23 protein-coding genes are annotated in these 21504 nt (G+C 71.2%); 11 read left to right on the forward strand and 12 right to left on the reverse strand.

Annotated features, from left to right (window positions below; genetic code table 11):
* Window positions 1–19: 19 nt before the first annotated feature.
* The 6 genes from CRP56_RS24670 to CRP56_RS24695 all read right to left on the reverse strand — a co-directional run bounded on the left by CRP56_RS24670 (window position 20) and on the right by CRP56_RS24695 (window position 4164).
* Window positions 20–1018, reverse strand: coding sequence for an iron-containing redox enzyme family protein (locus tag CRP56_RS24670; RefSeq protein WP_097267429.1), 999 nt, complete (start codon window positions 1016–1018; stop codon window positions 20–22).
* Window positions 1015–1251, reverse strand: coding sequence for a CDGSH iron-sulfur domain-containing protein (locus CRP56_RS24675; RefSeq protein WP_097267431.1), 237 nt, complete (start codon window positions 1249–1251; stop codon window positions 1015–1017). The genes CRP56_RS24670 and CRP56_RS24675 overlap by 4 nt, the downstream gene beginning before the upstream one ends.
* Window positions 1235–1921 (reverse strand): HemK2/MTQ2 family protein methyltransferase, encoded by a 687-nt coding sequence (locus tag CRP56_RS24680; protein WP_097267433.1) that lies wholly within the window; start codon window positions 1919–1921, stop codon window positions 1235–1237. Before CRP56_RS24680 ends, CRP56_RS24675 begins: the two co-directional genes overlap by 17 nt.
* Before the next feature lie 44 nt (window positions 1922–1965).
* Window positions 1966–2151, reverse strand: coding sequence for a hypothetical protein (locus tag CRP56_RS24685; RefSeq protein ID WP_097267435.1), 186 nt, complete (start codon window positions 2149–2151; stop codon window positions 1966–1968).
* 89 nt (window positions 2152–2240) lie between these two features.
* Window positions 2241–3773 (reverse strand): FAD-dependent oxidoreductase, encoded by a 1533-nt coding sequence (locus tag CRP56_RS24690; protein ID WP_097267437.1) that lies wholly within the window; start codon window positions 3771–3773, stop codon window positions 2241–2243.
* Between the two features lie 37 nt (window positions 3774–3810).
* Window positions 3811–4164, reverse strand: a complete 354-nt coding sequence (locus tag CRP56_RS24695; protein WP_257040982.1) for a DUF3040 domain-containing protein — start codon at window positions 4162–4164, stop codon at window positions 3811–3813.
* 107 nt (window positions 4165–4271) lie between these two features.
* On the opposite strand from CRP56_RS24695, the gene CRP56_RS24700 reads away from it, so the two are divergent.
* On the forward strand, window positions 4272–4748 hold the full coding sequence (locus CRP56_RS24700; protein ID WP_097267441.1) for an SRPBCC family protein: 477 nt from the start codon (window positions 4272–4274) through the stop codon (window positions 4746–4748).
* Between the two features lie 116 nt (window positions 4749–4864).
* Here the strand turns inward: CRP56_RS24700 and CRP56_RS24705 are convergent, their stop codons facing one another.
* Window positions 4865–5302 (reverse strand): hypothetical protein, encoded by a 438-nt coding sequence (locus tag CRP56_RS24705; RefSeq protein WP_003974483.1) that lies wholly within the window; start codon window positions 5300–5302, stop codon window positions 4865–4867.
* 488 nt (window positions 5303–5790) lie between these two features.
* Here CRP56_RS24705 and hemL point away from each other — a divergent pair, with 488 nt between their 5' ends.
* From hemL to ccsB, 7 genes are all read left to right on the forward strand, one after another.
* A complete protein-coding gene (hemL, locus tag CRP56_RS24710) occupies window positions 5791–7110 on the forward strand; it encodes a glutamate-1-semialdehyde 2,1-aminomutase (RefSeq protein ID WP_097267443.1) in 1320 nt (439 codons plus the stop codon).
* A complete protein-coding gene (locus CRP56_RS24715; RefSeq protein ID WP_097267445.1) occupies window positions 7107–7790 on the forward strand; it encodes a histidine phosphatase family protein in 684 nt (227 codons plus the stop codon). The genes hemL and CRP56_RS24715 overlap by 4 nt, the downstream gene beginning before the upstream one ends.
* Window positions 7791–7901: 111 nt before the next feature.
* Entirely contained in the window at window positions 7902–9182 is a 1281-nt protein-coding gene (locus tag CRP56_RS24720; protein WP_097267447.1) for a hypothetical protein, read from the forward strand.
* A 66-nt stretch (window positions 9183–9248) separates the two neighbouring features.
* Window positions 9249–9881, forward strand: a complete 633-nt coding sequence (locus CRP56_RS24725) for a TlpA family protein disulfide reductase (protein ID WP_097267449.1) — start codon at window positions 9249–9251, stop codon at window positions 9879–9881.
* Window positions 9882–9951: 70 nt separating this feature from the next.
* Window positions 9952–10674 (forward strand): cytochrome c biogenesis CcdA family protein, encoded by a 723-nt coding sequence (locus CRP56_RS24730; RefSeq protein WP_097274422.1) that lies wholly within the window; start codon window positions 9952–9954, stop codon window positions 10672–10674.
* A gap of 3 nt (window positions 10675–10677) precedes the next feature.
* Entirely contained in the window at window positions 10678–12390 is a 1713-nt protein-coding gene (gene resB, locus CRP56_RS24735) for a cytochrome c biogenesis protein ResB (protein WP_097267451.1), read from the forward strand.
* Window positions 12387–13484, forward strand: a complete 1098-nt coding sequence (ccsB, locus tag CRP56_RS24740; RefSeq protein WP_097267453.1) for a c-type cytochrome biogenesis protein CcsB — start codon at window positions 12387–12389, stop codon at window positions 13482–13484. Before resB ends, ccsB begins: the two co-directional genes overlap by 4 nt.
* Window positions 13485–13556: 72 nt before the next feature.
* Here ccsB and CRP56_RS24745 read toward each other — a convergent pair whose 3' ends face one another.
* Both CRP56_RS24745 and CRP56_RS24750 read right to left on the reverse strand, forming a co-directional pair.
* A complete protein-coding gene (locus CRP56_RS24745) occupies window positions 13557–14522 on the reverse strand; it encodes an isopenicillin N synthase family dioxygenase (protein ID WP_097267455.1) in 966 nt (321 codons plus the stop codon).
* A complete protein-coding gene (locus CRP56_RS24750; protein WP_097267457.1) occupies window positions 14515–14958 on the reverse strand; it encodes a nucleoside deaminase in 444 nt (147 codons plus the stop codon). The genes CRP56_RS24745 and CRP56_RS24750 overlap by 8 nt, the downstream gene beginning before the upstream one ends.
* A gap of 120 nt (window positions 14959–15078) precedes the next feature.
* On the opposite strand from CRP56_RS24750, the gene CRP56_RS24755 reads away from it, so the two are divergent.
* Window positions 15079–16368 carry a PucR family transcriptional regulator gene (locus CRP56_RS24755; protein WP_097267459.1) on the forward strand — a complete coding sequence of 430 codons (1290 nt, stop codon included), beginning with the start codon at window positions 15079–15081 and terminating at the stop codon, window positions 16366–16368.
* Window positions 16369–16436: 68 nt separating this feature from the next.
* Here the strand turns inward: CRP56_RS24755 and argG are convergent, their stop codons facing one another.
* Window positions 16437–17891: an argininosuccinate synthase gene (argG, locus tag CRP56_RS24760; protein WP_097267461.1), complete on the reverse strand. Its 1455-nt coding sequence runs from the start codon at window positions 17889–17891 to the stop codon at window positions 16437–16439.
* 81 nt (window positions 17892–17972) lie between these two features.
* Complete coding sequence (locus CRP56_RS24765; protein WP_097267463.1) at window positions 17973–18944, reverse strand: quinone oxidoreductase family protein; 972 nt, start codon at window positions 18942–18944, stop codon at window positions 17973–17975.
* 112 nt (window positions 18945–19056) lie between these two features.
* Here CRP56_RS24765 and CRP56_RS24770 point away from each other — a divergent pair, with 112 nt between their 5' ends.
* Window positions 19057–19380: an ArsR/SmtB family transcription factor gene (locus CRP56_RS24770; protein WP_097274424.1), complete on the forward strand. Its 324-nt coding sequence runs from the start codon at window positions 19057–19059 to the stop codon at window positions 19378–19380.
* 37 nt (window positions 19381–19417) lie between these two features.
* The gene (locus tag CRP56_RS24775; RefSeq protein WP_143664933.1) at window positions 19418–20026 is read left to right on the forward strand and encodes a hypothetical protein; all 609 of its coding nucleotides are present in this window, start codon (window positions 19418–19420) and stop codon (window positions 20024–20026) included.
* Here CRP56_RS24775 and CRP56_RS24780 read toward each other — a convergent pair.
* A complete protein-coding gene (locus CRP56_RS24780; RefSeq protein WP_097267465.1) occupies window positions 20008–21414 on the reverse strand; it encodes a purine-cytosine permease family protein in 1407 nt (468 codons plus the stop codon). The genes CRP56_RS24775 and CRP56_RS24780 overlap by 19 nt on opposite strands.
* Window positions 21415–21504 lie beyond the last annotated feature (90 nt).

Raw genomic sequence — 21504 nt, forward strand, 5'->3', positions numbered from 1 at the left:
CTGAGTCGGCAGCGGTCCGTCAGGGGCCGCGCAGTGCCGTCTCCCCCTGCCGCCAGGCTCCCAGCAGCCTGGCGGCCAGGCGTTCCTCCAGGTACGTCGTCGCGCGGACGCCGAACACCACGTCGGCCTCCAACTCCGGCTCGCTCTCCAGGAGTCCGGCGACGACGTCCTGTCGTACGACCTGCTCGTGCACGGCGTCGGCCTCGACGTGCTCGGCGTAGAACCGTACGGCCGCCGGACCCGCCCCCACCCGGCGCAGTGCCTCGGCGAGGCGGCGGGAGCCGGGGGACGAGGTCACCTCCACGGACGCGAAGTGGCCGACCAGCGCGCCGCGCAGCGCCCGGTGCAGGCCGAACAGGCTCATCAGGTTGACGGTGGCCAGCGCCTCGGCCGGGGCCGCGTCGAGGTAGTGGCCGTACGCCGTCTCCAGCTTCAGGTCCGTCATCAGGTCGGCGAACAGCTGCGCGTGGATCTCGTCCGGGCGGCCCGCGCCGAACTCGTCGAACTCCACCGCGACCATCCCCGCCTTGGCCCGCCCGTGCAGCCGGGGGATCACCCAGGCGTGCGGGTCGGCCTCCTTGAGGTGGTAGAGCGAGCGCAGGGCCGCGTACTCGCGCAGCTGGTCGAGGGTGCCCTCGTCGCGCAGGAAGAACGACACGCTCGTGCCGTCGGGGTCGGCGGTCGGTTCGACCTGGAGCTCGTCGAGGGCGGCGGTGGCGGTCGTGCCGGTGGTCGGTACGTCCTCGCGCAGGGCCGTCAGGAAGCGGTCTTCGAGGGTGGCGCGGCAGGCGAGCAGGGCGCTGTCCCACTCCAGGGTGTCGCGGACGTCGCGGAAGCCGCGGTAGTGCAGTTCGTAGAGGGTGTAGAGGGCGAGTTGGAGGTCGTCGCCGTACGCAGGGGAGTCGTCCGGGACGTTCCGCGGGGCGGGCGCGCCCAGGAGGGCGGCGCGTATCGCTGCGGAGAGCGGGCCGCGGGGGGTGGGGAGCGGTGGGGGCCGGTGCCGGGAGGCGCTGGTCATGTGTGGTGGCCTTCGTCGGCCGCCTTGCTGCCGGTGGGGCGTTCGCGGCGGCGGTGGCTGGTGTCGCACCACGGGTACAGGCGGCTGCGGCGGCAGGTGCAGATCGCGACCTCGAAACGGTCGGACACCGTCACCTCGCCGTGCTCGTCGACCACCTCGACCGGCCCCTCGATCAGCAGGGGCCCGTCGCGCTGGACGCGGACGCGACGCGGGCGGTCAGCGGCGGCGGCCACGGATCACCACCAGTTCCTCCGTCGTGTCGCCGTTCGCCAGGCCCCGGTCGTGCAGCCAGTCGAGCCGGGAGCGCAGCACCGGGCCGAACGGCAGCCGGGTGCGGTCGACGACCTCCGCGCGCAGACCGGCCTCGGTGAGGCGCTCCAGGGTGGCGTCGACGCCGCAGAGATGGGAGTGGACGAGGAGCAGGGCGCCCGTGGGGTGCAGGACCGCCGGCGCGGAGTCGCAGACCCTGTCGATCAGCAGCCGGCCGTCCGGGCCGGCGTCCCAGGCGCGGGCGGGGCCGCGGGGCGGGAGCGCACCGGGGCCGGGGACGTAGGGCGGGTTGGCGAGCACCAGGTCGAAGCGGCGGCCGGGGACCGCCGAGGCGAGGTCGCCGTGGCGGACGCGCAGGCTCTGGCCGTTCAGCAGGGCGTTGAGCCAGGTGGTCGCGACCGCCCGCCAGGAGATGTCGACCGCGGTGACCCGGCCGCCGAGCCGGGCCGCCTCGACCGCGAGCGCCCCGCTGCCGGTGCCGAGGTCCAGCACGTCCGTGCGGTCCGTGATCGGTTCCCGGTGCAGGGCCCGCCCCAGGAGCCGGGTGTCGGCCTGCGGCGCGTACACGCCCCGGGGGGCCCAGCAGCGGCGGGCGTCGGCGGGGGTGGGGCAGCCGACAGTGGTGGGGGGCATGGGCGTCCTGTGGGGGGTGAGGGTGCGAGTGAGGGGCGCTCCGGTCAGTCGTCGCCGCGGACGATGTTGCCCTCGCCGCCGGTGTCCGTGGCGGACGCGCGGGTGCCGTCGTCGACGGCGGAGAGACAGGTGCGTACGCCCTTGTCGCGTACGGTGCGAGCCCTTCGCCAGCCTGTCCTCGCCACACGGAGGACGGCGGTCGGGTCGTTCTGGACGGTGGACGCGGTCACGGCGGTTCAACTTCTCTCTGTCTCTCGGCGAGGTGTCTCGTCGAGCTGTCGGCCGAGTGCCCTGCTGGGCCGCGGGGAAACGGTGTTCTTCACAGGTCGCGCTGTTCCAGCGGGCGTACCGCGGGCCCCTGGAGGATGCTGCCGTCGGGGGCGAACCGGGAGCCGTGGCACGGGCATTCCCAGGCCTGCTCGGCGTGGTTGAAGGCCACGACGCAGCCGAGGTGGGTGCAGTTCGCCGAGACCGCCCGGAGCCGGCCGCTCTCGTCGCGGTGCACGGCGCACCGGTGGCCGCCCACCCGCAGCACCGCGCCGTCGCCCGGCGCGAGGTCCTCCGGCGCCGGGCCCGACCGGGGCGGCAGCCGGTCGCCGACGAAGTGCCGGGCGACCTGCGTCTGGTGCTTGAGGAAGGACACGCCCTCGCGGACGACGGAGCCGAGGCGGCGCGGGTCGTACAGGCCCGCCCACGCGACCTCACGGCCGGTCATCAGGTCGGTGATCAGGCGGCCCGCCATGATGCCGCCGCTCAGGCCCCAGCCGCCGAAGCCGGTGGCCACGTAGGTGTGCCCGCTGCCGGGGTGGAGCGGGCCGACGAGGGGCACGGAGTCGGTGGAGTCGTTGTCCTGGGTCGCCCAGCGGTGGGTGAGGGTGAGTCCGTGGAAGCGGTCGGCGGCCCACTCCGCGAGCCGCGCGAAGCGCTTGTCGACGTCGGCGGTGCCGGGGGTGAAGTGCTCGCCGGTGACGATCAGCAGCCGTACGCCGTCGTCGTCGCCGTAGGGCGCGCTGCGCACCGAGCGGGTGTTCTGCTCCGGCGTGATGTACATGTCGCGCGGGGCGCGGCCGGCGTCGATCGTCCCGGCCACGACCAGCTCGCGGCGGGGGGAGAGGCGGGTGAAGAGCAGCGCCCGGTCGAACACGGGGTAGTGGGTGGCGACGACCACGTCGTTGGCCCGCACCTTCACCCCGGCGTCGGTCGTCAGGACGCACGGCTCGCCCTCGGTCAGGGCGACGACGCGCGTGTCCTCGTACACCGTGCCGCCGCGCCTGCGCAGGTCCTCGGCGAGCGCCAGCAGGTACTTGCGGGGGTGGAACTGGGCCTGCCGCGCCACCTTGACCGCGCCCGCCACCGGGAACGGCAGCTCGGTGTCGGTGACGAAGGAGGCCGCCAGGCCCGCCTCGCGCGCCGCTTCCGCCTCGGCCCGCAGCTCCGCGACGCCGTCCGCGTCCTCGGCGTACGTGAACGCGGACGCCTCCTCCCACTCGCAGTCCACGCCCAGCTCCGCCACGATCTCCGCGGCGTGCCGGATCGCCTCCGTCTGCGACAGGGCGTACAGCCGCGCCCCCTCCGGTCCGCGTGTGCGGCGCAGCCGGTCGTAGACGAGGGTGTGCAGGGCGCTCAGCTTGGCCGTGGTGCGGCCGGTCACCCCGGCGGCGAGCCGGCCGGCCTCCAGCACGGCCACCTCGCGGCCCTCCCGGACCAGCTCCCAGGCCGTGCTCAGCCCGGCCATGCCGCCGCCGATCACGGCGACGTCGACGGTGAGGTCACCGGTGGGTGGGGGTGCGGGGTCGCCGGGCGGGGCGGTCTCGAGCCAGTACGACCCCCGGAGTCCTGCGTCGGCGTTCATGGCCGCCTCCTGTCTCGTGCTCGTCGTGTCACCGACTTCACCGCCACGGTGTGCCGCGCTTCTCTTGACGGGCCGCTTCCCGGCCGGCGCGGCACAGCAGCCGGAAGCCCTGGAGCAGGGTGAGGGGCCACAGCACGGCGAAGCACCACAGGACGGCCGGGTTCGAGGTGCGGACGCCCATGACGACGAGGAACACCGAGGCGCCCAGCAGCGCGGCCGTCGACAGCGGCAGCAAGCGGCGGGAGGCGGAGCGGCGCGGCCGGCGGTTCGGGTGGTGGCCCATACGGCGGGTGAGGCGTCGGTCGGCGCTCAGTTCCGCCTCTATCCGCCGGAGGGCCAGGCGTTCGTGCGGGGAGAGCACGACGTCGTCGGGGTCGCTGCGGTCGTTCACGATCACTACCTCTTTCGTCGCCGGCCGAGTTCCCCGTCGGGGTGAGGCGACGCCTCCCGGGTACTCGACGCCGTGCACGTACGGAACCGAGGAACAGGGAGGAACTCATGAGCACGGTCAAGAAGGCCGTCGAGGTGGAGGTACCGCTGCACCGGGCGTACAACCAGTGGACCCAGTTCGAGGAGTTCCCGAAGTTCATGGAGGGCGTCGACGAGGTCACTCAGCTCGACGACCGCCACAACCACTGGACCACCAGCATCGGAGGCGTCCGGCGCGAGTTCGACACGGAGATCGTCGACCAGCTGCCCGACGACCGGATCACCTGGCGCACCGTCGGCGGCGACACCTCGCAGCGCGGCTCGGTCCGCTTCGAGCGGGTGGACGACCTGCACACCAAGGTGGAGCTGACCATGGACGTCGAGCCCACCGGCATGGCCGAACGCGGCGCGGACGCGCTCGGCCTGATCGACCGCCGGGTCTCCGGCGACCTGCGCCGCTTCAAGGACTACGTCGAGGGCGGCGCCGAGAGCGGCGGCTGGCGCGGCCGGATCCGCCCCGAGGACCCGGGGATGTCGCCGCTGTGATCAGGCGCTGAGCCGGATCGCGCAGGTCTGGGGTGAGGAGTGCGGCGGTGGGTGCCGCCGCACTCCGAAAAAGGGCGAGGCCCGAAGGCCTCGCCCTTTTCGTAAGAAGCCCTGGGTCACGGCCACACCAGGCAGTACGGCTGATGCCCCGCCTCATGCAGCCGATGGCTGAAGTCCTGCCACTCGTGCAGCAGTTGGTACACGTTGAACGCGTCCCGTGGGCCGCCCCGGTCCGGCACCGTCGACCAGATGAACGCCGCCGCGCCCACCGCTTCCTCGCCGATGCCGCGCAGCGGGTCGACGACCGTCATGGGGAGCTTGACCACCGCGTAGTCGGGGTGCAGGACGACCAGTTCCAGCGGGGGCACCTTGTGCAGCGGGACGCCTTCTATGCCGGTGAGGACCATCGCGGCCATCGTCTCCGGCTTGATCTTGGTGAACATGCCGTTCATGCCGAGCTCGTCGCCGCCGAGTTCCTCGGGGCGCATCGAGATCGGGACGCGGGCCGCGGTCGCGCCGTCGGGCGCACCGAAGTACTTGTACGTCACCCCCACCCGACCACCATTCCTGCTCCCCGCCCTCAGCCGGTCGATCCGACGTTCGATACGTCGCTCGTCCTGGTCTGACTCACTCGGTACGCGTGCCGCTTCCGCGGCTTCCTCCGCGTCGCGTCGGTGCCTTCCCCGCCGGGCACGTCGAGGACCCAGGTCATCAGTCCCCTCGCCCAGTCCGCCACCGCGATGCATATCTCCACCCGACTGCTTTTCTAGGATGCGTGGCCCCCGCCGCGCAACCCGATCATCGTGTCAGTGACCTCCCCCACGGCCGCCCGCCGAAACGTGCGTTGAAACACCTGTCCGCAGGATCCTCACAAGGATCTTCGCGGCCTGTCGAACACCACGGGCCGTACGAGCTGTGTGTATCAGGTCCCAGTTTCGCAGATGCCACCACACCTCAGCCCACGGTCGGCCGGGAGAGCTGGCCTACCCTGAGGAGGAACGTCGGCAAACCGGAGTCCGAGAGGTCGGAGAAGTCGCAGGTCATGAGCGAAACGCCCTATTCATACGATGCGCCTGCCTCACAGGCCCTGTTCGACCGTGCGGCCGCCGTCACGCCAGGCGGCGTGAACTCCCCGGTGCGCGCCTTCCGCGCCGTCGGCGGCACGCCCCGGTTCATGGTGTCCGGCAAGGGTGCCTGGCTGACCGACGCCGACGGACGCGAGTACGTCGACCTCGTCTGCTCCTGGGGGCCGATGATCCTCGGGCACTCCCACCCGGACGTGATCGCCGCCGTGCAGGACGCCGTCTCGCGCGGTACGTCGTTCGGCACGCCCGGTGAGGGCGAGGTCGCGCTCGCCGAGGAGATGGTCGATCGCATCGAGCCCCTTGAGCAGGTGCGGCTCGTGTCCAGTGGGACCGAGGCGACCATGTCCGCCATCCGCCTCGCCCGCGGGTTCACCCGGCGCACCAAGGTCATCAAGTTCGCCGGCTGCTACCACGGTCACGTCGACTCGCTCCTCGCCGCCGCCGGCAGCGGCGTGGCCACGTTCGCGCTGCCCGACACCCCCGGCGTCACCGGTGCCCAGGCCGGCGACACCATCGTGCTGCCGTACAACGACCTCGAAGCCGTCCAGGAGGCCTTCCACCGGCACCCCGGCGAGATCGCCTGTGTCATCACCGAGGCCTCGCCCGGCAACATGGGCGTCGTCCCGCCGCGGCCCGGCTTCAACCAGGGCCTCAAGGACGCCTGCGCCAAGAACGGCGCCCTCTACATCTCCGACGAGGTCATGACCGGCTTCCGGACGAGTCGCGCCGGGTGGTTCGGGATCGACGGCGTCCGGCCCGACCTCATGACCTTCGGCAAGGTCATGGGCGGTGGCTTCCCCGCCGCCGCCTTCGGTGGGCGCGCCGACGTCATGGCCCACCTCGCCCCCGCCGGGCCCGTCTACCAGGCTGGCACGCTCTCCGGGAACCCGGTCGCCACCGCCGCCGGTCTCGCCCAGCTGCGGCTGCTCGACGAGGCGGCGTACGACAAGGTGAACGCCGTGTCCGCGCAGATCCAGTCGCTCGTCACCGAGGCGCTCGCCAAGGAAGGCGTCGCGCACCGGCTGCAGACCGCCTCCAACATGTTCTCCGTCTTCTTCACCGACCGTGAGGTGCGCGACTACGAGGACGCCAAGAAGCAGGAGTCGTTCCGCTTCACCGCGTTCTTCCACGCGATGCTGGCGCAGGGCGTCTATCTGCCGCCCTCCTCCTTCGAGTCGTGGTTCGTGTCGACCGCCCACGACGACCAGGCGGTTCAGAAGATCGCCGACGCCCTTCCGGCGGCGGCCCGTGCGGCAGCGGAGGCCACGGCAGCATGACGAGCACCCCTGACATCACCGTCGTCCACGTCATGCGGCACGGCGAGGTCGCCAACCCGGACGGCGTCCTCTACGGCCGCCTCGCCGGGTACCACCTCTCCGAGCTGGGCCGGCAGATGGCCGACCGGGTCGCCGAGCACCTGTCCTCGCGGGACGTGACGTACGTCTGCGCGTCCCCGCTGGAGCGGGCGCAGGAGACCGCGACGCCGATCGCCAAGGCGCACGGCCTCGACCTCGCCACCGACGAGCGGCTCATCGAGGCCGACAACGTCTTCCAGGGCAAGACCTTCGGCGTCGGCGACGGCGCGCTGAAGAACCCCGACAACTGGAAGCACCTCGTCAACCCCTTCAAGCCGTCGTGGGGTGAGCCGTACGTCGACCAAGTCGTCCGGATGATGGGGGCGCTGGACGCCGCCAAGGACGCGGCCCGCGGGCACGAGGCGGTGCTGGTCAGCCATCAGCTGCCGATCTGGATCGTGCGGTCGTACGTCGAGCGGCGCCGCCTGTGGCACGACCCGCGCAAGCGGCAGTGCACGCTCGCCTCCCTGACGACCTTCACGTACCAGGGCGACAAGATCGTGTCCGTGGGGTACAGCGAGCCCGCGATCGACCTGGTCCCCGCGCATCTGCGCGCCGGCGCCAAGCCGGTCAAGGGCAAGGACAAGGCCTTCGGGGCCTGAGTTCCGCTTGGGGGCGTCTGTTACGCAATCGCGAAAAAACAGACGGAACGTCTCCGTTCGTCCCGTCCTCTGAATGGGTGACCACCAGAGAACGTGACGAACGGAGTTGCCATGCGCACTCACACCCGCAGGGGAGCCATCGGACTCGGCGTCGGGGGTGCCGCCGCTGTCGGGCTTGCGGGGTGCGGCACTCTCACGTCGTCTGACGGGCCGAGCCCGGCATCGGGTTCCAAGGGTTCCACCCCCGTCGGCAAACCGAGCAAGCCGGCCCACCAGGCCCGCCCCATCGGCGACGGCTCCACCGCGTACACCGGCAAGCAGCCCGGCCAGCCCGCCAAGCCCGAGCCGCTGGAGCCGGGGCAGACGCCGCCGCAGTTCGTCGTCTTCTCCTGGGACGGGGCGGGGGAGGTCGGCAACGGTCTCTTCCCGCGCTTCCTCGACCTCGCCAAGGAGCACGGCGCGCACATGACCTTCTTCCTCTCGGGGCTGTACCTCCTGCCCGAGTCGAAGAAGCGGCTCTACGACCCGCCCAACAACCCCGTCGGCGCCTCCGACATCGGCTATCTCACCGACGAGCACGTCAAGGCCACCCTCACCAACGTCCGCCGCGCCTGGCTCGAAGGGCACGAGATCGGCACCCACTTCAACGGCCACTTCTGCGGCGGCTACGGCAGCGTCGGCAACTGGACGCCCAAGCAGTGGCGCAGCGAGATCGACCAGGCGAAGGCCTTCGTGAAGGAGTGGCGGACGAACACCGGGTGGACCGATCTGCCGGCGCTTCCCTTCGACTACGACAAGGAGCTCGTCGGGGGGCGGACGCCGTGTCTCCTCGGGCAGGACAACCTGCTGCCCACCGCGAAGGAACTCGGCTGGCGCTACGACGCCTCGTCGCCCGGCGGTCGGCAGGTGTGGCCGCGGAAGACGGGCGGGCTGTGGGATCTGCCGCTCCAGCAGATCCCGTTCCCGGGGCGCAGCTTCGAGGTCCTCTCGATGGACTACAACATGCTCGCCAACCAGTCGATCAACTCCACCAACGCGCCCAGCTACAACTACCCGGCCTGGCGCAGGCAGTCCGCCGATGCGTACATATCCGGCTTCAAGCGGGCATACGAGACGAACCGCGCCCCGTTCTTCATCGGCAACCACTTCGAGCACTGGAACGGCGGCATCTACATGGACGCCGTCGAGGAGGCGCTGAAGCACATCGCCGCGGAGAAGGAGAAGGGCGAGGACGTACGCCTCGTCTCCTTCCGGCAGTTCGTCGACTGGATGGACGTGCAGCAGCCCGAGGTGCTGGAGAAGCTGCGCGGGCTCGACGTCGGTCAGGCGCCCGCCGGGGGGTGGGCTTCGTATCTGAAGGACACGAAGAAGAGCTCTGTAAACGCCGCCTGATATGCGGGTTTCCGCCCCCGAGGGGGGTGCGCAAGATCCTCAGAACGGGCATGCGAAACTTTTCACATGAGTGCCGCCAGCAGCGCTTTCCAGCGCCCGAACCGCACCGAGCGCACCCGCCGCCGCGCCGTCCTGCTGACCGCGACAGCCGCGGCCGCCGCGCTGACCCTCACCGCTTGCGGCTCCGGCGGAGTGTCGGGGGGTGGCGGCGACACCAACTTCGTGACCGGCAACAACGGCGTCGACACCGTCGCCCAGGGCAAGCGGAGCGCGGCGCCCGTGCTGTCCGGCGAGACCATCGACGGCAAGAAGCTGTCCACCGCCGACTACAAGGGCAAGATCCTCGTCCTCAACGTCTGGGGCTCCTGGTGCTCGCCCTGCCGGGCCGAGGCGAAGAACCTCCAGAGCGTCTACGAGAAGGTCAAGGGCCAGGGCGTCGAGTTCGTCGGCCTCAACACCCGGGACGCCAGCACCACCCTCGCGAAGTCCTTCGAGAAGGAGTTCGGGATCACGTACCCGAGCCTCTTCGACCCGACGGGCAAGCAGATGCTCCGGTTCAAGAAGGGCACGCTCAACCCGCAGCTGATCCCCTCCACCCTCGTCGTCGACCGCGACGGCAAGATCGCCGCCCGCGCGCTCCAGGCGCTCAGCGAGGACACCCTGCTCGGCATGATCAAGCCCGTCCTCGCGGAGAAGTGACGTGAGCGCAGCCGTCACCGTCACCGCAGTGACCACGCTCGCCGCCGGGGTGGGGCAGAACGAGACCGTGATGAGCGGCGCCCTGCTGCTCGCGCTGCCGATCGCCCTGCTCGGCGGGCTCGTCTCCTTCTTCTCCCCCTGCGTCCTGCCGCTGGTCCCCGGCTATCTGTCCTACGTCACCGGCGTCAGCGGCACCGATCTCGCCGAGGCCCGGCGCGGGCGGATGGCCGCCGGTGCCTCCCTGTTCGTCCTCGGCTTCACCGTCGTGTTCGTCTCCGGCGGGGCGCTGTTCGGCTACTTCGGGCAGACCCTCCAGGAAGAGCGGGGCGTCCTGTCCAAGGTGCTGGGCGTCCTCATGATCCTCATGGGTGTGTTCTTCATGGGGATGATGCCCTGGCTCACCCAGCGTGAGTTCCGCTTCCACACCAGGCCCGCCACCGGACTCGCCGGCGCCCCCCTCCTCGGTGCCCTGTTCGGCATCGGCTGGACGCCCTGCATCGGACCGACCCTGTCCTCGGTGCAGACGCTCGCCATGCAGGACGGCAGCGCCCTGCGCGGCGCCATACTGACCGTCGCCTACTGCCTCGGCCTCGGTGTCCCCTTCGTGCTCGCTGCCGTAGCCTTCCGCAAGGCGCTCGGCGCCTTCGCCTGGGTCAAGCAGCACTACGTCTGGGTGATGCGCATCGGCGGCACGATGATGATCCTGACCGGTGTCCTGCTGCTGACCGGCGCGTGGGACAGCATCGTGCAGGAGATGCAGGCCTGGTCCAACGGCTTCACTGTGGGGATCTGATCGATGAGCAAGACGACACCCGACGCGACCCGGACCCCGCCCGCCGGTGACGAGGACCTCGGCGCCGCCGGCTCCCAGCTGTCCACTGCGCCCGAGGACACGCTGAACATGCCCTCCCTGGGCGTCATCGGCTGGGTCCGCTGGTTCTGGCGGCAGCTGACCTCCATGCGGGTCGCGCTGCTGCTGCTCCTGCTGCTGTCGCTCGGCGCGATCCCCGGCTCGCTGATCCCGCAGTCCGGGACCGACGAGACGAAGGTCGCCGACTTCCGCAAGGCCAACCCGACGCTCGGCGACCTCTACGACAAGCTCGGCCTCTTCCACGTCTACAGCTCGGTGTGGTTCTCCGCGATCTACATCCTGCTGTTCGTCTCCCTCATCGGCTGCATCATCCCGCGCACCTGGCAGTTCGTCGGCCAGCTCCGCGGCCGCCCGCCGGCCGCCCCCAAGCGCCTGACCCGGCTGCCCGCCTACACCACCTGGCGCACCGAGACCGAGCCCGAGCAGGTCCGCGAGGCCGCCCTCGCCCTCCTCAAGAAGCGCCGCTTCCGCGCACACCTCGCCGGAGACGCCGTCGCCGCCGAGAAGGGCTATCTGCGCGAGGTCGGCAACCTCGCCTTCCACATCGCCCTCATCGTGCTGCTGATCGCCTTCGCCTGGGGCCAGCTGTTCAAGATGGAGGGCAACAAGCTGATCGTCGAGGGCGGCGGGTTCTCCAACACCCTCACCCAGTACGACGACTTCAAGTCCGGCAGCCTCTTCACCGCGGACGACCTGGACCCGTTCAGCTTCAACCTGAAGGACTTCCAGGGCACCTACGAGAAGTCCGGCCCCAACCGCGGCACCGCGCGCACCTTCCAGGCCAAGGTCACCTACAGCGTGGGCGCCTTCGGCAAGGGCAAGAAGACGGTCATCAAGGTCAACGAGCCGCTGGAGATCGGCGACTCGAAGGTCTACCTCACCGCCCACGGCTACGCGCCCGTCATCACGGTCCGCGACGGCAAGGGCAATGTCGTCTACCACGACGCCGTGCCGCTGCTGCCGCTGGACGCCAACATCACCTCCTCCGGTGTCGTCAAGGTCATGGACGGCTACCGCGACACCAAGGGCGCGCGGCAGCAGCTGGGCTTCGAGGCCTTCTTCCTGCCCACCTACACCCCCGGCAACGAGGTGTCCTCCACCTTCCCCTCGCTGGGCAACCCGGTACTCAACCTGGCCGGTTACTACGGAGACCTCGGCGTCGACGCCGGTGTCCCGCAGAGCGTCTACCAGCTCGACAAGACGCATCTGAAGGCCTTCAAGGACGCCAAGGGCAAGCAGCAGCGGGAGAACCTGCGGCCCGGCGAGATCATGAAGCTGCCCAACGGCGCCGGCTCGATCACCTACGAGTCCACCAAGGAGTGGGCCAACTTCCAGGTCACCCGCCAGCCCGGCAGCGGCTGGGCGCTGGCCGGCTCCATCGCCGCGATCTTCGGCCTCGCCGGCTCCCTGTTCATCCAGCGCCGCCGTGTGTGGGTGCGGGCGGTCAAGGGCGACGACGGCATCACGGTCGTCGAGATGGCCGGCCTCGGCCGCAGCGAGTCCGCGAAGGTGCCCGAGGAACTCGGGGCGCTGGCGGAGACCCTCTACGACCAGGCCCCCGGAGCACCCGAACCGGACGAAGACTCCACCGACACCCCCGACCCCCAAGTCGTACCTGCCGAAAGGCCTGCGCAGTGACTCTCGCCGCAGCGACGGATCTGGCCGCCGCCACCAACGAACATCTCGCGAACCTCAGCAACACGCTGATCTACTCCGCGATGGCCGTCTACACGCTGGCCTTCCTCGCCTACATCACCGAATGGATCTTCGGCAGCCGCAGCAAGATCGGCCGTACGGCCGCCGCGCTGACGTCCGACCCGGCGGAGCACAAGGCGCCGGCGGTCACGGTGAAGAAGGGCGGCTCCACCGCCGTACTGGAGCGGCCGAAGGTCGTCGTCCGGGCGGCCGCCGGGCAGCGGGACGTGCCGGACGGGCCCGGAGCGCACGGCGGGGACGAGCAGGGTGACCTCTACGGGCGTATCGCCGTGTCCCTCACGGTGCTCGCGTTCCTCGTCGAGCTGGCCGGGGTCATCGCCCGCGCGGCCTCGGTGGAGCGGGCGCCCTGGGGCAACATGTACGAGTTCAACATCACCTTCTCCACGGTGGCCGTCGGCGTGTACCTCACGCTGCTGGCGCTGAAGAAGAACGTGCGCTGGATGGGCCTGTTCCTCATCACCTCGGTCCTCCTCGATCTCGGCATCGCCGTCACCGTCTTGTACACCGCCAGCGACCAGTTGGTTCCCGCCCTCCACTCGTACTGGCTGTACATCCACGTCTCCACGGCGATCCTGTGCGGCGCGGTCTTCTACGTGGGCGCGGTCACCACGATCCTGTACCTGTTCAAGGACTCCTACGAGAGCAAGCTCGCGAGCGGCGGCCGGCCCGGCAAGTTCGCCACGTCGTTCCTGGAGCGCCTGCCCGCCTCGTCCTCGCTCGACAAGTTCTCCTACCGCGTCAACGCGGCCGTCTTCCCGCTGTGGACGTTCACGATCATCGCGGGCGCCATCTGGGCCGGCGACGCGTGGGGCCGCTACTGGGGCTGGGACCCCAAGGAGACCTGGGCCTTCATCACCTGGGTCGCCTACGCCTGCTACCTGCACGCCCGCGCCACGGCCGGCTGGAAGGGCCGCAAGGCCGCCTACCTGGCCCTGATCGCCTTCGGCTGCTGGCTGTTCAACTACTACGGCGTGAACATCTTCGTCTCCGGCAAGCACTCGTACGCGGGCGTGTAGCGCGCTCGCACCGAGGGCCGGTTCCCATGACTCAGGTCAGGGGAACCGGCCCTCGGGCTATGGACCGCGTGCTCAGTCGACCGTGATCGAGTCCAGCTGGGCCCGCAGATACACATGCGAGTCCACCGGCTCGTACGCCACCCGCCCGATCGGCGCCGGGACCGACTCCACCCGGGTGCCCGGGGTGCACTCGCCGAAGTAGACCAGGGACATGAGCTCCTCGGCGGGCGCGTCCGCGGGCGGCGGGAGGACGCGGTGCCGGCCGGAGCGCCAGCGGTCGCCGGTCCAGCGGGCCATCAGGTCACCGATGTTGATGGTGAAGGCATCCGGGTCGAAGGGCGCGTCCTCCCAGCCCCCGGCGTCCGTCCAGACCTGCAGCCCGCCCTTCCCGGCCTGCCGGTCGAGGATCGTCACCGTGCCGAAGTCGGTGTGCGGGCCGATGCGGAACTGGCCGGGCTCCGGCTCGCCGACGACCTCGGTCCCCGGGTACCAGTTGATGTTGAAGCCGTAGGTCGGGTGGTCCATGTGCCGGGAGAAGAAGTCGGGTTCCAGGCCGAGGGCCTCGCCGAGCAGTTCGAGCAGCGCCTTCTCCAGGTCGGCCATCTTCCCCAGGTACTCCTCGCACAGCGTCCGCAGCTCCGGCACCTCCTCGGGCCAGACGTTCGGCGCGTACCACTCCGCGTTGACGACCGGGTCCTCGAAGGGCTCGTGGGTCGCGAAGGTGAGGGACTCCTTCAGGTCCGGCGGGGTCTCGGTGCCCTCGGAGTAGCCGTTGGCCTCCGCTCCGGGGCCGAGCCAGCCACGGCCGCCGACCTTCGCCTCGTACGCCTGCTTGACCTCGGCGGGCAGCCGGAAGAAGGCGCGCGCGGCCTCCCGGATGGCCGCCCGCAGGGCGGGGTCCACGCCGTGGCCCGTGACGAGCAGGAAGCCGGCCGTCTGGAGGGCCTCGTCCACGGTGCGGGCGATCGCGGCGCGGGTCTCGGGGTCGCCGTCGAGCCAGGGCCGGAGGTCGATGGTGGGGATACGGGGGTCAGGCACCGATGTCCTCGTTCCAGAGAGCCGGGTTCTTGTCGATGAAGTCGCGCATCATCGCGATGCACTCGGGGTCGTCCAGGAGCACGATCTCCACGCCGTGCTCGGCCAGCCAGTCGTGTCCGCCGTGGAAGGTGGCCGCCTCGCCGACCACCACCCGCGAGATGCCGAACTGCCGGACCAGGCCGGAGCAGTACCAGCAGGGAGAGAGGGTCGTGACCATCGTCGTGCCCCGGTAGGTGCGCTGTCTGCCCGCCGCGCGGAACGCCGCCGTCTCCGCGTGCATGGACGGGTCGTCGTCCTGGACGCGCCGGTTGTGGCCCCGGCCGAGGAGGGTGCCGTCGGCGCCGTAGAGCGCGGCGCCGATCGGGATGCCGCCCTCGGCGAGTCCGGCGCGGGCCTCGGCGACGGCCGTGGCCAGCCACGTACGGAAAGGATCCATGCGTCCACTCTGCTGTGGCCGAAACACGAGGGCAACGTGCGGAAAGTACTCTCCGGGCAGCCCGTGGCCGGACGAACTGTCGGGCGGCCCACCCAGCCGGACCACTGTCGGGAGGCACGCATGCCCGCACTCACGCTCCGCGAGATCCTGGCCCTCGACCCTGTCCGCGCCACCGAACCCGAGCTGCTCGCGGGCGCCGGGGGGCTCGACCGGCCGGTGCGCTGGGTGCACTCCAGCGAGGTCTACGAGGGCGCCAACTTCCTCGACGGCGGCGAGCTGCTGCTCACCAACGGCTTCGGGCTGACGGACGCCGACGAGGAGGTGCGCCGCCGGTACGTCCGCGAGCTCGCGGCGCGGGGCGCGGCCGGGCTCGCGGTGGAGGTCGGACGGTCGCTGCCCGCCATGCCCGCCGAGGTCACCGACGAGGCCCGCCGCCTGGGCCTGCCGCTGCTCGCCCTGCGCCGGGTCGTGCCCTTCGTACGGATCACGGAGGCCGCCAACCGCGCGATCGTGGCCCGTGGCCTGTCGGGGCGCACGGTCGTCCGGCCCTGGGGCGACGACCACACGGCCGCCCTGCTCGCCGACCTCGCCGACCCGGCGGCGCTGAACCAGCCCGAGGTCGAGGCGCGGGCCGCCCTCGCGGGCTTCCACCCCGGCCCCGGGGCGCGGCTGCTCGGGGTGTCCGTGCACGGCGCCCGGGAGACGGCGGTGGTGGACCGGGCGGTACGACAGCTCGGCGGGGCCGGGGTGTTGCGCGCGGTGTTCCCGGCGGACGTCCTGGCGCTGCTCGCACTGCCCGGCACCCGGTCAGGCGACCCGGTGCGGGCCGTCCAGGACGCCTTCCGGGCCGTCGCCGAACCCGGATCCACGGTCGCCGTGGGGCACGCGGTCGCCGCGAGCGGCGGCTGGCTGCGCTGGAGCGACACGCTGCGGGCGGCCCGTACGACGCTGGAACTGGCGCTGACCGTGCCGCCCGCCGAACCGTCCGCCCCCGACGGCCCCTTGGTGACCTCGTCGAGGGCCCTCGCCCTGGAACGGGAGCTGACCCGGGGCGGTGTGGACGCCAACCGGGAACGCCTGGCGGGGATGGTCCAGGCCGCCCTGGGCCCGCTCCTGGAGTGGGAGGCGGTCCACGCCAGCGATCTCGTACGGACGTTGGAGGTCCACCTCCGCAACGGCTGCTCCCCGACCCGCACCGCGGCCCTGCTGCACATCGGCCGGCAGTCCCTCTACCAACGCCTGGAGCGGATCGAGTCGTTGCTGGGCCTGGAGGTCGGCGACCCGGATCTGCTGGGCGAGTTGCTGGCGGCGGCCTGCGCGCACCGGGTGGTCCGGGGCCGGGCGGGGGAGCGGCCGATGGCCGTGGTCCAGCGCAGGGTGACGGCACTCGGGCCGTTGCAGGGGGCGTAGCAGGTCCAGACGCCGGAAAGGCCGGCCCCCTTTCGGAGACCGGCCTTCAAGGCCTTCAAGCGATCGCGTCAGTCCGTGCCGGACTCCATCGCCGCGCGGTCCAGCAGGGCCTCGTCCTCGGAGACCTCGCCGCGGGAGGCGATCGCCTCGGCGCCGCCCTCGGGGAGCTCGGGCATGGTGCCGATCAGGCCGGTCGCGGCGGCCTGGGAGGCGCCGATGGTGGGGCTGCCGGTGCCGATCAGACCGAGGCCGACGTACTGCTCCAGCTTGGCGCGGGAGTCGGCGATGTCGAGGTTGCGCATGGTCAGCTGGCCGATGCGGTCGACGGGGCCGAAGGCCGAGTCCTCGGTGCGCTCCATGGAGAGCTTGTCCGGGTGGTACGAGAACGCCGGGCCGGTCGTGTCGAGGATCGAGTAGTCCTCGCCGCGGCGGAGGCGGAGGGTGACCTCGCCGGTGATCGCGGCGCCGACCCAGCGCTGGAGCGACTCGCGGATCATCAGCGCCTGCGGGTCCAGCCAGCGGCCCTCGTACATCAGGCGGCCGAGGCGGCGGCCCTCGATGTGGTACTGGCCGAGGGTGTCCTCGTTGTGGACGGCGTTGACGAGACGCTCGTACGCGGCGTGCAGGAGGGCCATGCCCGGGGCCTCGTAGATGCCGCGGCTCTTGGCCTCGATGATCCGGTTCTCGATCTGGTCGGACATACCCAGGCCGTGGCGGCCGCCGATGGCGTTGGCCTCCATGACGAGGTCGACCGCCGTGGCGAACTCCTTGCCGTTGATCGTGACGGGGCGGCCCTGCTCGAAGCCGATCGTCACGTCCTCGGCGGCGATCTCGACCGACGGGTCCCAGAACTTGACGCCCATGATCGGGTCGACCGTCTCAAGACCGGTGTTCAGGTGCTCCAGGGTCTTCGCCTCGTGCGTGGCGCCCCAGATGTTGGCGTCGGTGGAGTACGCCTTCTCGGTCGAGTCCCGGTAGGGCAGGCCGTGGGCGACCAGCCACTCCGACATCTCCTTGCGGCCGCCGAGCTCGGTGACGAAGTCGGCGTCCAGCCAGGGCTTGTAGATGCGCAGATGCGGGTTGGCGAGCAGGCCGTAGCGGTAGAACCGCTCGATGTCGTTGCCCTTGAAGGTCGAGCCGTCGCCCCAGATCTGGACGTCGTCCTCCAGCATCGCCCGCACCAGCAGCGTGCCGGTGACGGCACGGCCCAGCGGCGTGGTGTTGAAGTACGCGCGCCCACCGGAACGGATGTGGAACGCGCCGCACGTCAGCGCGGCCAGGCCCTCCTCGACCAGCGCCGCGCGGCAGTCGACCAGGCGCGCGATCTCGGCGCCGTAGGTCTTGGCACGGCCGGGCACCGACGCGATGTCGGGCTCGTCGTACTGGCCGATGTCGGCGGTGTAGGTGCAGGGGACGCTGCCCTTGTCGCGCATCCACGCGACCGCGACGGAGGTGTCGAGGCCGCCCGAGAAGGCGATGCCGACGCGCTCGCCGACGGGGAGGGAGGTGAGGACCTTGGACATAGGAAGATTATGCATGGCAATGCATGGTCATGCAAACCCCGTGCTGGAGTGGCCCTCATCACCCCCGGCGACGCCGTCCGTTCAGCCGCCGACCCTCAGCAGCAGCTTCCCCGTGCTCGTCCGCGCCCCCATCAGCCGGTGGGCCTCCGCCGCCTCCTCCAGGCCGAACTCGGCCGTGACCGGCAGGGTGACCGTCCCGTCGACGACCTTCGTGAACGCCCGCTCGGCCAGCGCCCGCAGCTCGTCCGGGGCGGTCTGGGCCAGGGTGAGGATGGAGAAGCCGCCGACCGTGACACCGCGCGGATACAGCTCGGGCTGCCCCACGCTCCACGCCTTGGCCCCGCTCGCGTTGCCGAAGGAGACCAGGCGTCCGAAGACGGCGAGCGAGGCGAGTCCGGCGCGCAGGGTGTCGCCGCCGACCGGGTCCAGGACGAGGTCGACCCCGCGACCGCCCGTCGCCGCCCGCACCGGCTTCTCGAAGTCGCCGACGAAGACCTCGTCGTACCCGTACTCCCGCGCGTAGTCGGCCTTCGCGGCGCTCGACACCACGCCGTACACCGTGCCGCCCGCGGCCTTCGCCAACTGCCCGAGCGCCGTCCCGACACCGCCCGCCGCGCCCTGCACCAGCACGGTCTCGCCGGGCTGGAGCCGGCCCACGGAGTGGACCAGCGCGTACGCCGTCGGCAGCACCGTCGGCAGGGTCGCGGCCGTGCGCAGGTCGACGCCGGCCGGGACCGGGAAGACGGTCGTCGCGTCCGCCACGGCCACGTCCGCGTAGGCGCCGCCCTCGGTCAGCGCGGTGACCTCCTGGCCGACGGTCAGGCCGGTGACCCCCTCGCCCGTCGCCCGGACCCGCCCGGAGACCTCCAGGCCGGGCGCGAACGGCAGCCGCGGCACCCGGTACCCCGTCTCCCGTGCCTTGAGGTCGGCGAAGTTGATACCGGCGTACGCCACGTCGACGCTCACCTGCCCCGGGCCGGGCTCGGGGACCTCCGTCTCGACGACCTTGAGGACCTCGGGACCGCCGTACTCCTGGAACTCGATCGCGCGCATGCCGCACACCCCGTTCTGGACCGCTCAGACTGTTCAATGAGAAGCGAACACTCAGCACTGTATGGTTTTCATCGAACACTCTGCAAGGGGACACGGAAGGCGGATGGGAGCCATGGCAGGAACCAGTCATCGGGCCGCCCCCGAGCACACCCACCCCGACGACGTCCCGTTGCTCACCGCGCTCGCCGCCCTCGCCGACCCCGTACGGGCCCAGCTGGTACGGGAGTTGGCCGCCTCCGAGGACTGGTCACGCAGCTGCGGCACCTTCGACGTGCCGGTCGGCAAGGCGGCCAAGAGCCACCACTTCGCGGTCCTGCGCGCGGCCGGGCTCGTGGAGCAGCGCGACGAGGGCCCCAGGCGGGTCAACCGCCTGCGCCGGGAGGAGTTCGACGCCCGGTTCCCCGGCCTGCTGGAGCTGGTGCTGCGGGGCGACTGAGGGTGAACCTCCGAGCCCGCTCCCGCGTCACAGTCGCATGAGGAACCACAGTTGGATCCTGGCTGCCGTGGCCACCGCCGGTGTGGTGGTGGGGGCGGCCCTGTACGTGGACGCGTCGGAGACCGGGCACGCGGACGTGGACGTCGCCGCGAGCACCTCCCCGTCGCCCCCGGCCGAGGACTGGTGCGTCGGTACCCGGGCGAGCGCTCCGGACGGCGACGCCCCCGACGACAGCCCCCTCAACCGCACCCTCGCCCGCATCGACAAGCTCGCCGCGGGCCGGTACGCCGACGTCTACACCGGCATGGCCGTCGACGAGGACGCGCACGCCGCCGACGTCTGGCGCATCCCCTCCGACGGCTTCGACACGGCCGCCTGCGACGCCGCCGAGCAGGGCGTGAAGCTGCGGCTGCACCCCGCCGGCGTCGACCGCAGGACTCTCGACGCCCTCGCCGAGCGGATCAGCGAGGACATGACCCGCTGGGACGGCACCTTCCAGATGCGGGAAGTCGCGGTCGACGAGCGGGGGTTCGTACATGTCGGCGTCGACGACCCGAAGAAGGCCGAACCCCTCGTCGAGAAGGAGTTCGGCCCCCGGTACATCAAGGTGGAGTACGTCGACCAGGCCTACGCGGACGTGGGCTGAGACGCCTTCGCCCGCCGCAGCACCGCGTACAGCGCCGCGCTCACCACGAACCCGACCAGGCAGGTGATGTCCCCGAACGACGGCCACTTCTCCGGCACCCATCCCACGTACTTCTCCTGGTTGGAGAAGAGCGGCACGGACACCGCGACGCCGATCAGCAGAGCCGCCAGCCCCGGCCAGTTGGTGAGGGAACGGTCGCTCAGGCGGGCCGTCAGCTCCTCGTCCGTGGCCGTGCGGGACTGGAGCCACCGCTCCACCAGGACGACGCCCAGCCACGGTGCCACCCAGTACGCGATCACCAGCAGGAACGCCTCGTACGCCGACCCCGCGTCGTCGAGCGAGGCCCACGCCGCCGCCGTACCGGCCACACCGGACACCACGACCAGCACGCTGCGGCTCAGCCACGTCGGCAGCTTCAGGCCGAAGGAGGCGATGGAGATCGCGCCCGAGTAGATGTTGAGGGCGTTCGCCGAGATGGCGCCGAGGATGATGGCGACGAGCACCAGGTCGCCCAGCCAGCCCGGGAGATGACCGGTGAAGGCCGCCGTCGGGGTGGCGTCCTTGGGAGCCACGATGGTCGCCGAGGCCGCGCCGATGACCGCGACGAGGGTGACGGACACGAACAGGCCGACCGCCGGGTAGACGATCGTCTTCAGCTTGTTCGCGGTGCGCGGCAGGTAGCGCGAGTAGTCCGCTGCGTACGGGTTCCAGCCGGCCGCGTAGCCCCAGGCCGCGCTGAACGCGAGCAGGAACCCGCCGATGCCGCCGCCCGTGCCGCCGCCGCCGAGGTCCGCGTCCTTGAAGGTCCACACGCCGGCGAGCAGGAAGATCACGGCGAGTGCGGGGAACGCGTACTTCTCGAAGGTGTGCACGAAGTTGTGGCCGATGAAGCCGATCACGATCTCGGCCGCGACCACGAGCAGCAGGGAAGGCAGCGGACGCAGCCCGGTCAGCGTGTTCAGGGCGAAGGCCGCGCTCACACTGTTCACCGCGAACCAGCCGACGCCCGCGATCAGGCCGTTGGCCGCGGACGGCAGGATGTTGCCGAAGTAGCCGAAGGAGAACCGGCCGATCACCATCTGCGGGACGCCGAAGCGCGGACCGTCCAGGGAGAGGTAGCCCTGGGTGATCGCGCCGACGGCGGTGCCGAGGACGATGGCCGCGGTGGCCTCCCAGAAGCTCAGGCCGAAGAACAGCACCGAGATCACACCGATGAAGACGGTCGCGAACTCGATGTTCGGCGAGGCCCAGGTCCACAGCAGCTGGAGCGGCGAGCCATGGCGTTCGGCGTCCGGGATGGGCTCGGAGCCCGCCGTCTCGACGGCGATGACCTTGTCACCGTATGCGGGGGCGAGGGTGCCGGCGGAGTCGGCGGGAGCGGTCGTCATGCGAGGTAAGTGTCCGGTCCCGGCGGCCCGCCCGACAGGGGCGCGTTGTCCGCTTCGGAACCCTCACCGGCGTACAACCTGCACGCATCG

It is taken from the genome of Streptomyces sp. TLI_55 (assembly GCF_900206255.1).
Lineage (GTDB): Bacteria > Actinomycetota > Actinomycetes > Streptomycetales > Streptomycetaceae > Streptomyces > Streptomyces aquilus.

Coding starts and splice junctions, on each gene's coding strand:
- CRP56_RS24670 (WP_097267429.1), bottom strand. CDS start 1,018: ATGACCAGCGCCTCCCGGCACCGGCCCCCACCGCTCCCCACCCCCCGC.
- CRP56_RS24680 (WP_097267433.1), bottom strand. CDS start 1,921: ATGCCCCCCACCACTGTCGGCTGCCCCACCCCCGCCGACGCCCGCCGC.
- CRP56_RS24690 (WP_097267437.1), bottom strand. CDS start 3,773: ATGAACGCCGACGCAGGACTCCGGGGGTCGTACTGGCTCGAGACCGCC.
- CRP56_RS24700 (WP_097267441.1), top strand. CDS start 4,272: ATGAGCACGGTCAAGAAGGCCGTCGAGGTGGAGGTACCGCTGCACCGG.
- hemL (WP_097267443.1), top strand. CDS start 5,791: ATGAGCGAAACGCCCTATTCATACGATGCGCCTGCCTCACAGGCCCTG.
- CRP56_RS24715 (WP_097267445.1), top strand. CDS start 7,107: ATGACGAGCACCCCTGACATCACCGTCGTCCACGTCATGCGGCACGGC.
- CRP56_RS24720 (WP_097267447.1), top strand. CDS start 7,902: ATGCGCACTCACACCCGCAGGGGAGCCATCGGACTCGGCGTCGGGGGT.
- CRP56_RS24725 (WP_097267449.1), top strand. CDS start 9,249: ATGAGTGCCGCCAGCAGCGCTTTCCAGCGCCCGAACCGCACCGAGCGC.
- CRP56_RS24730 (WP_097274422.1), top strand. CDS start 9,952: ATGAGCGGCGCCCTGCTGCTCGCGCTGCCGATCGCCCTGCTCGGCGGG.
- resB (WP_097267451.1), top strand. CDS start 10,678: ATGAGCAAGACGACACCCGACGCGACCCGGACCCCGCCCGCCGGTGAC.
- CRP56_RS24750 (WP_097267457.1), bottom strand. CDS start 14,958: ATGGATCCTTTCCGTACGTGGCTGGCCACGGCCGTCGCCGAGGCCCGC.
- CRP56_RS24755 (WP_097267459.1), top strand. CDS start 15,079: ATGCCCGCACTCACGCTCCGCGAGATCCTGGCCCTCGACCCTGTCCGC.
- argG (WP_097267461.1), bottom strand. CDS start 17,891: ATGTCCAAGGTCCTCACCTCCCTCCCCGTCGGCGAGCGCGTCGGCATC.
- CRP56_RS24765 (WP_097267463.1), bottom strand. CDS start 18,944: ATGCGCGCGATCGAGTTCCAGGAGTACGGCGGTCCCGAGGTCCTCAAG.
- CRP56_RS24770 (WP_097274424.1), top strand. CDS start 19,057: ATGGCAGGAACCAGTCATCGGGCCGCCCCCGAGCACACCCACCCCGAC.
- CRP56_RS24775 (WP_143664933.1), top strand. CDS start 19,418: ATGAGGAACCACAGTTGGATCCTGGCTGCCGTGGCCACCGCCGGTGTG.
- CRP56_RS24780 (WP_097267465.1), bottom strand. CDS start 21,414: ATGACGACCGCTCCCGCCGACTCCGCCGGCACCCTCGCCCCCGCATAC.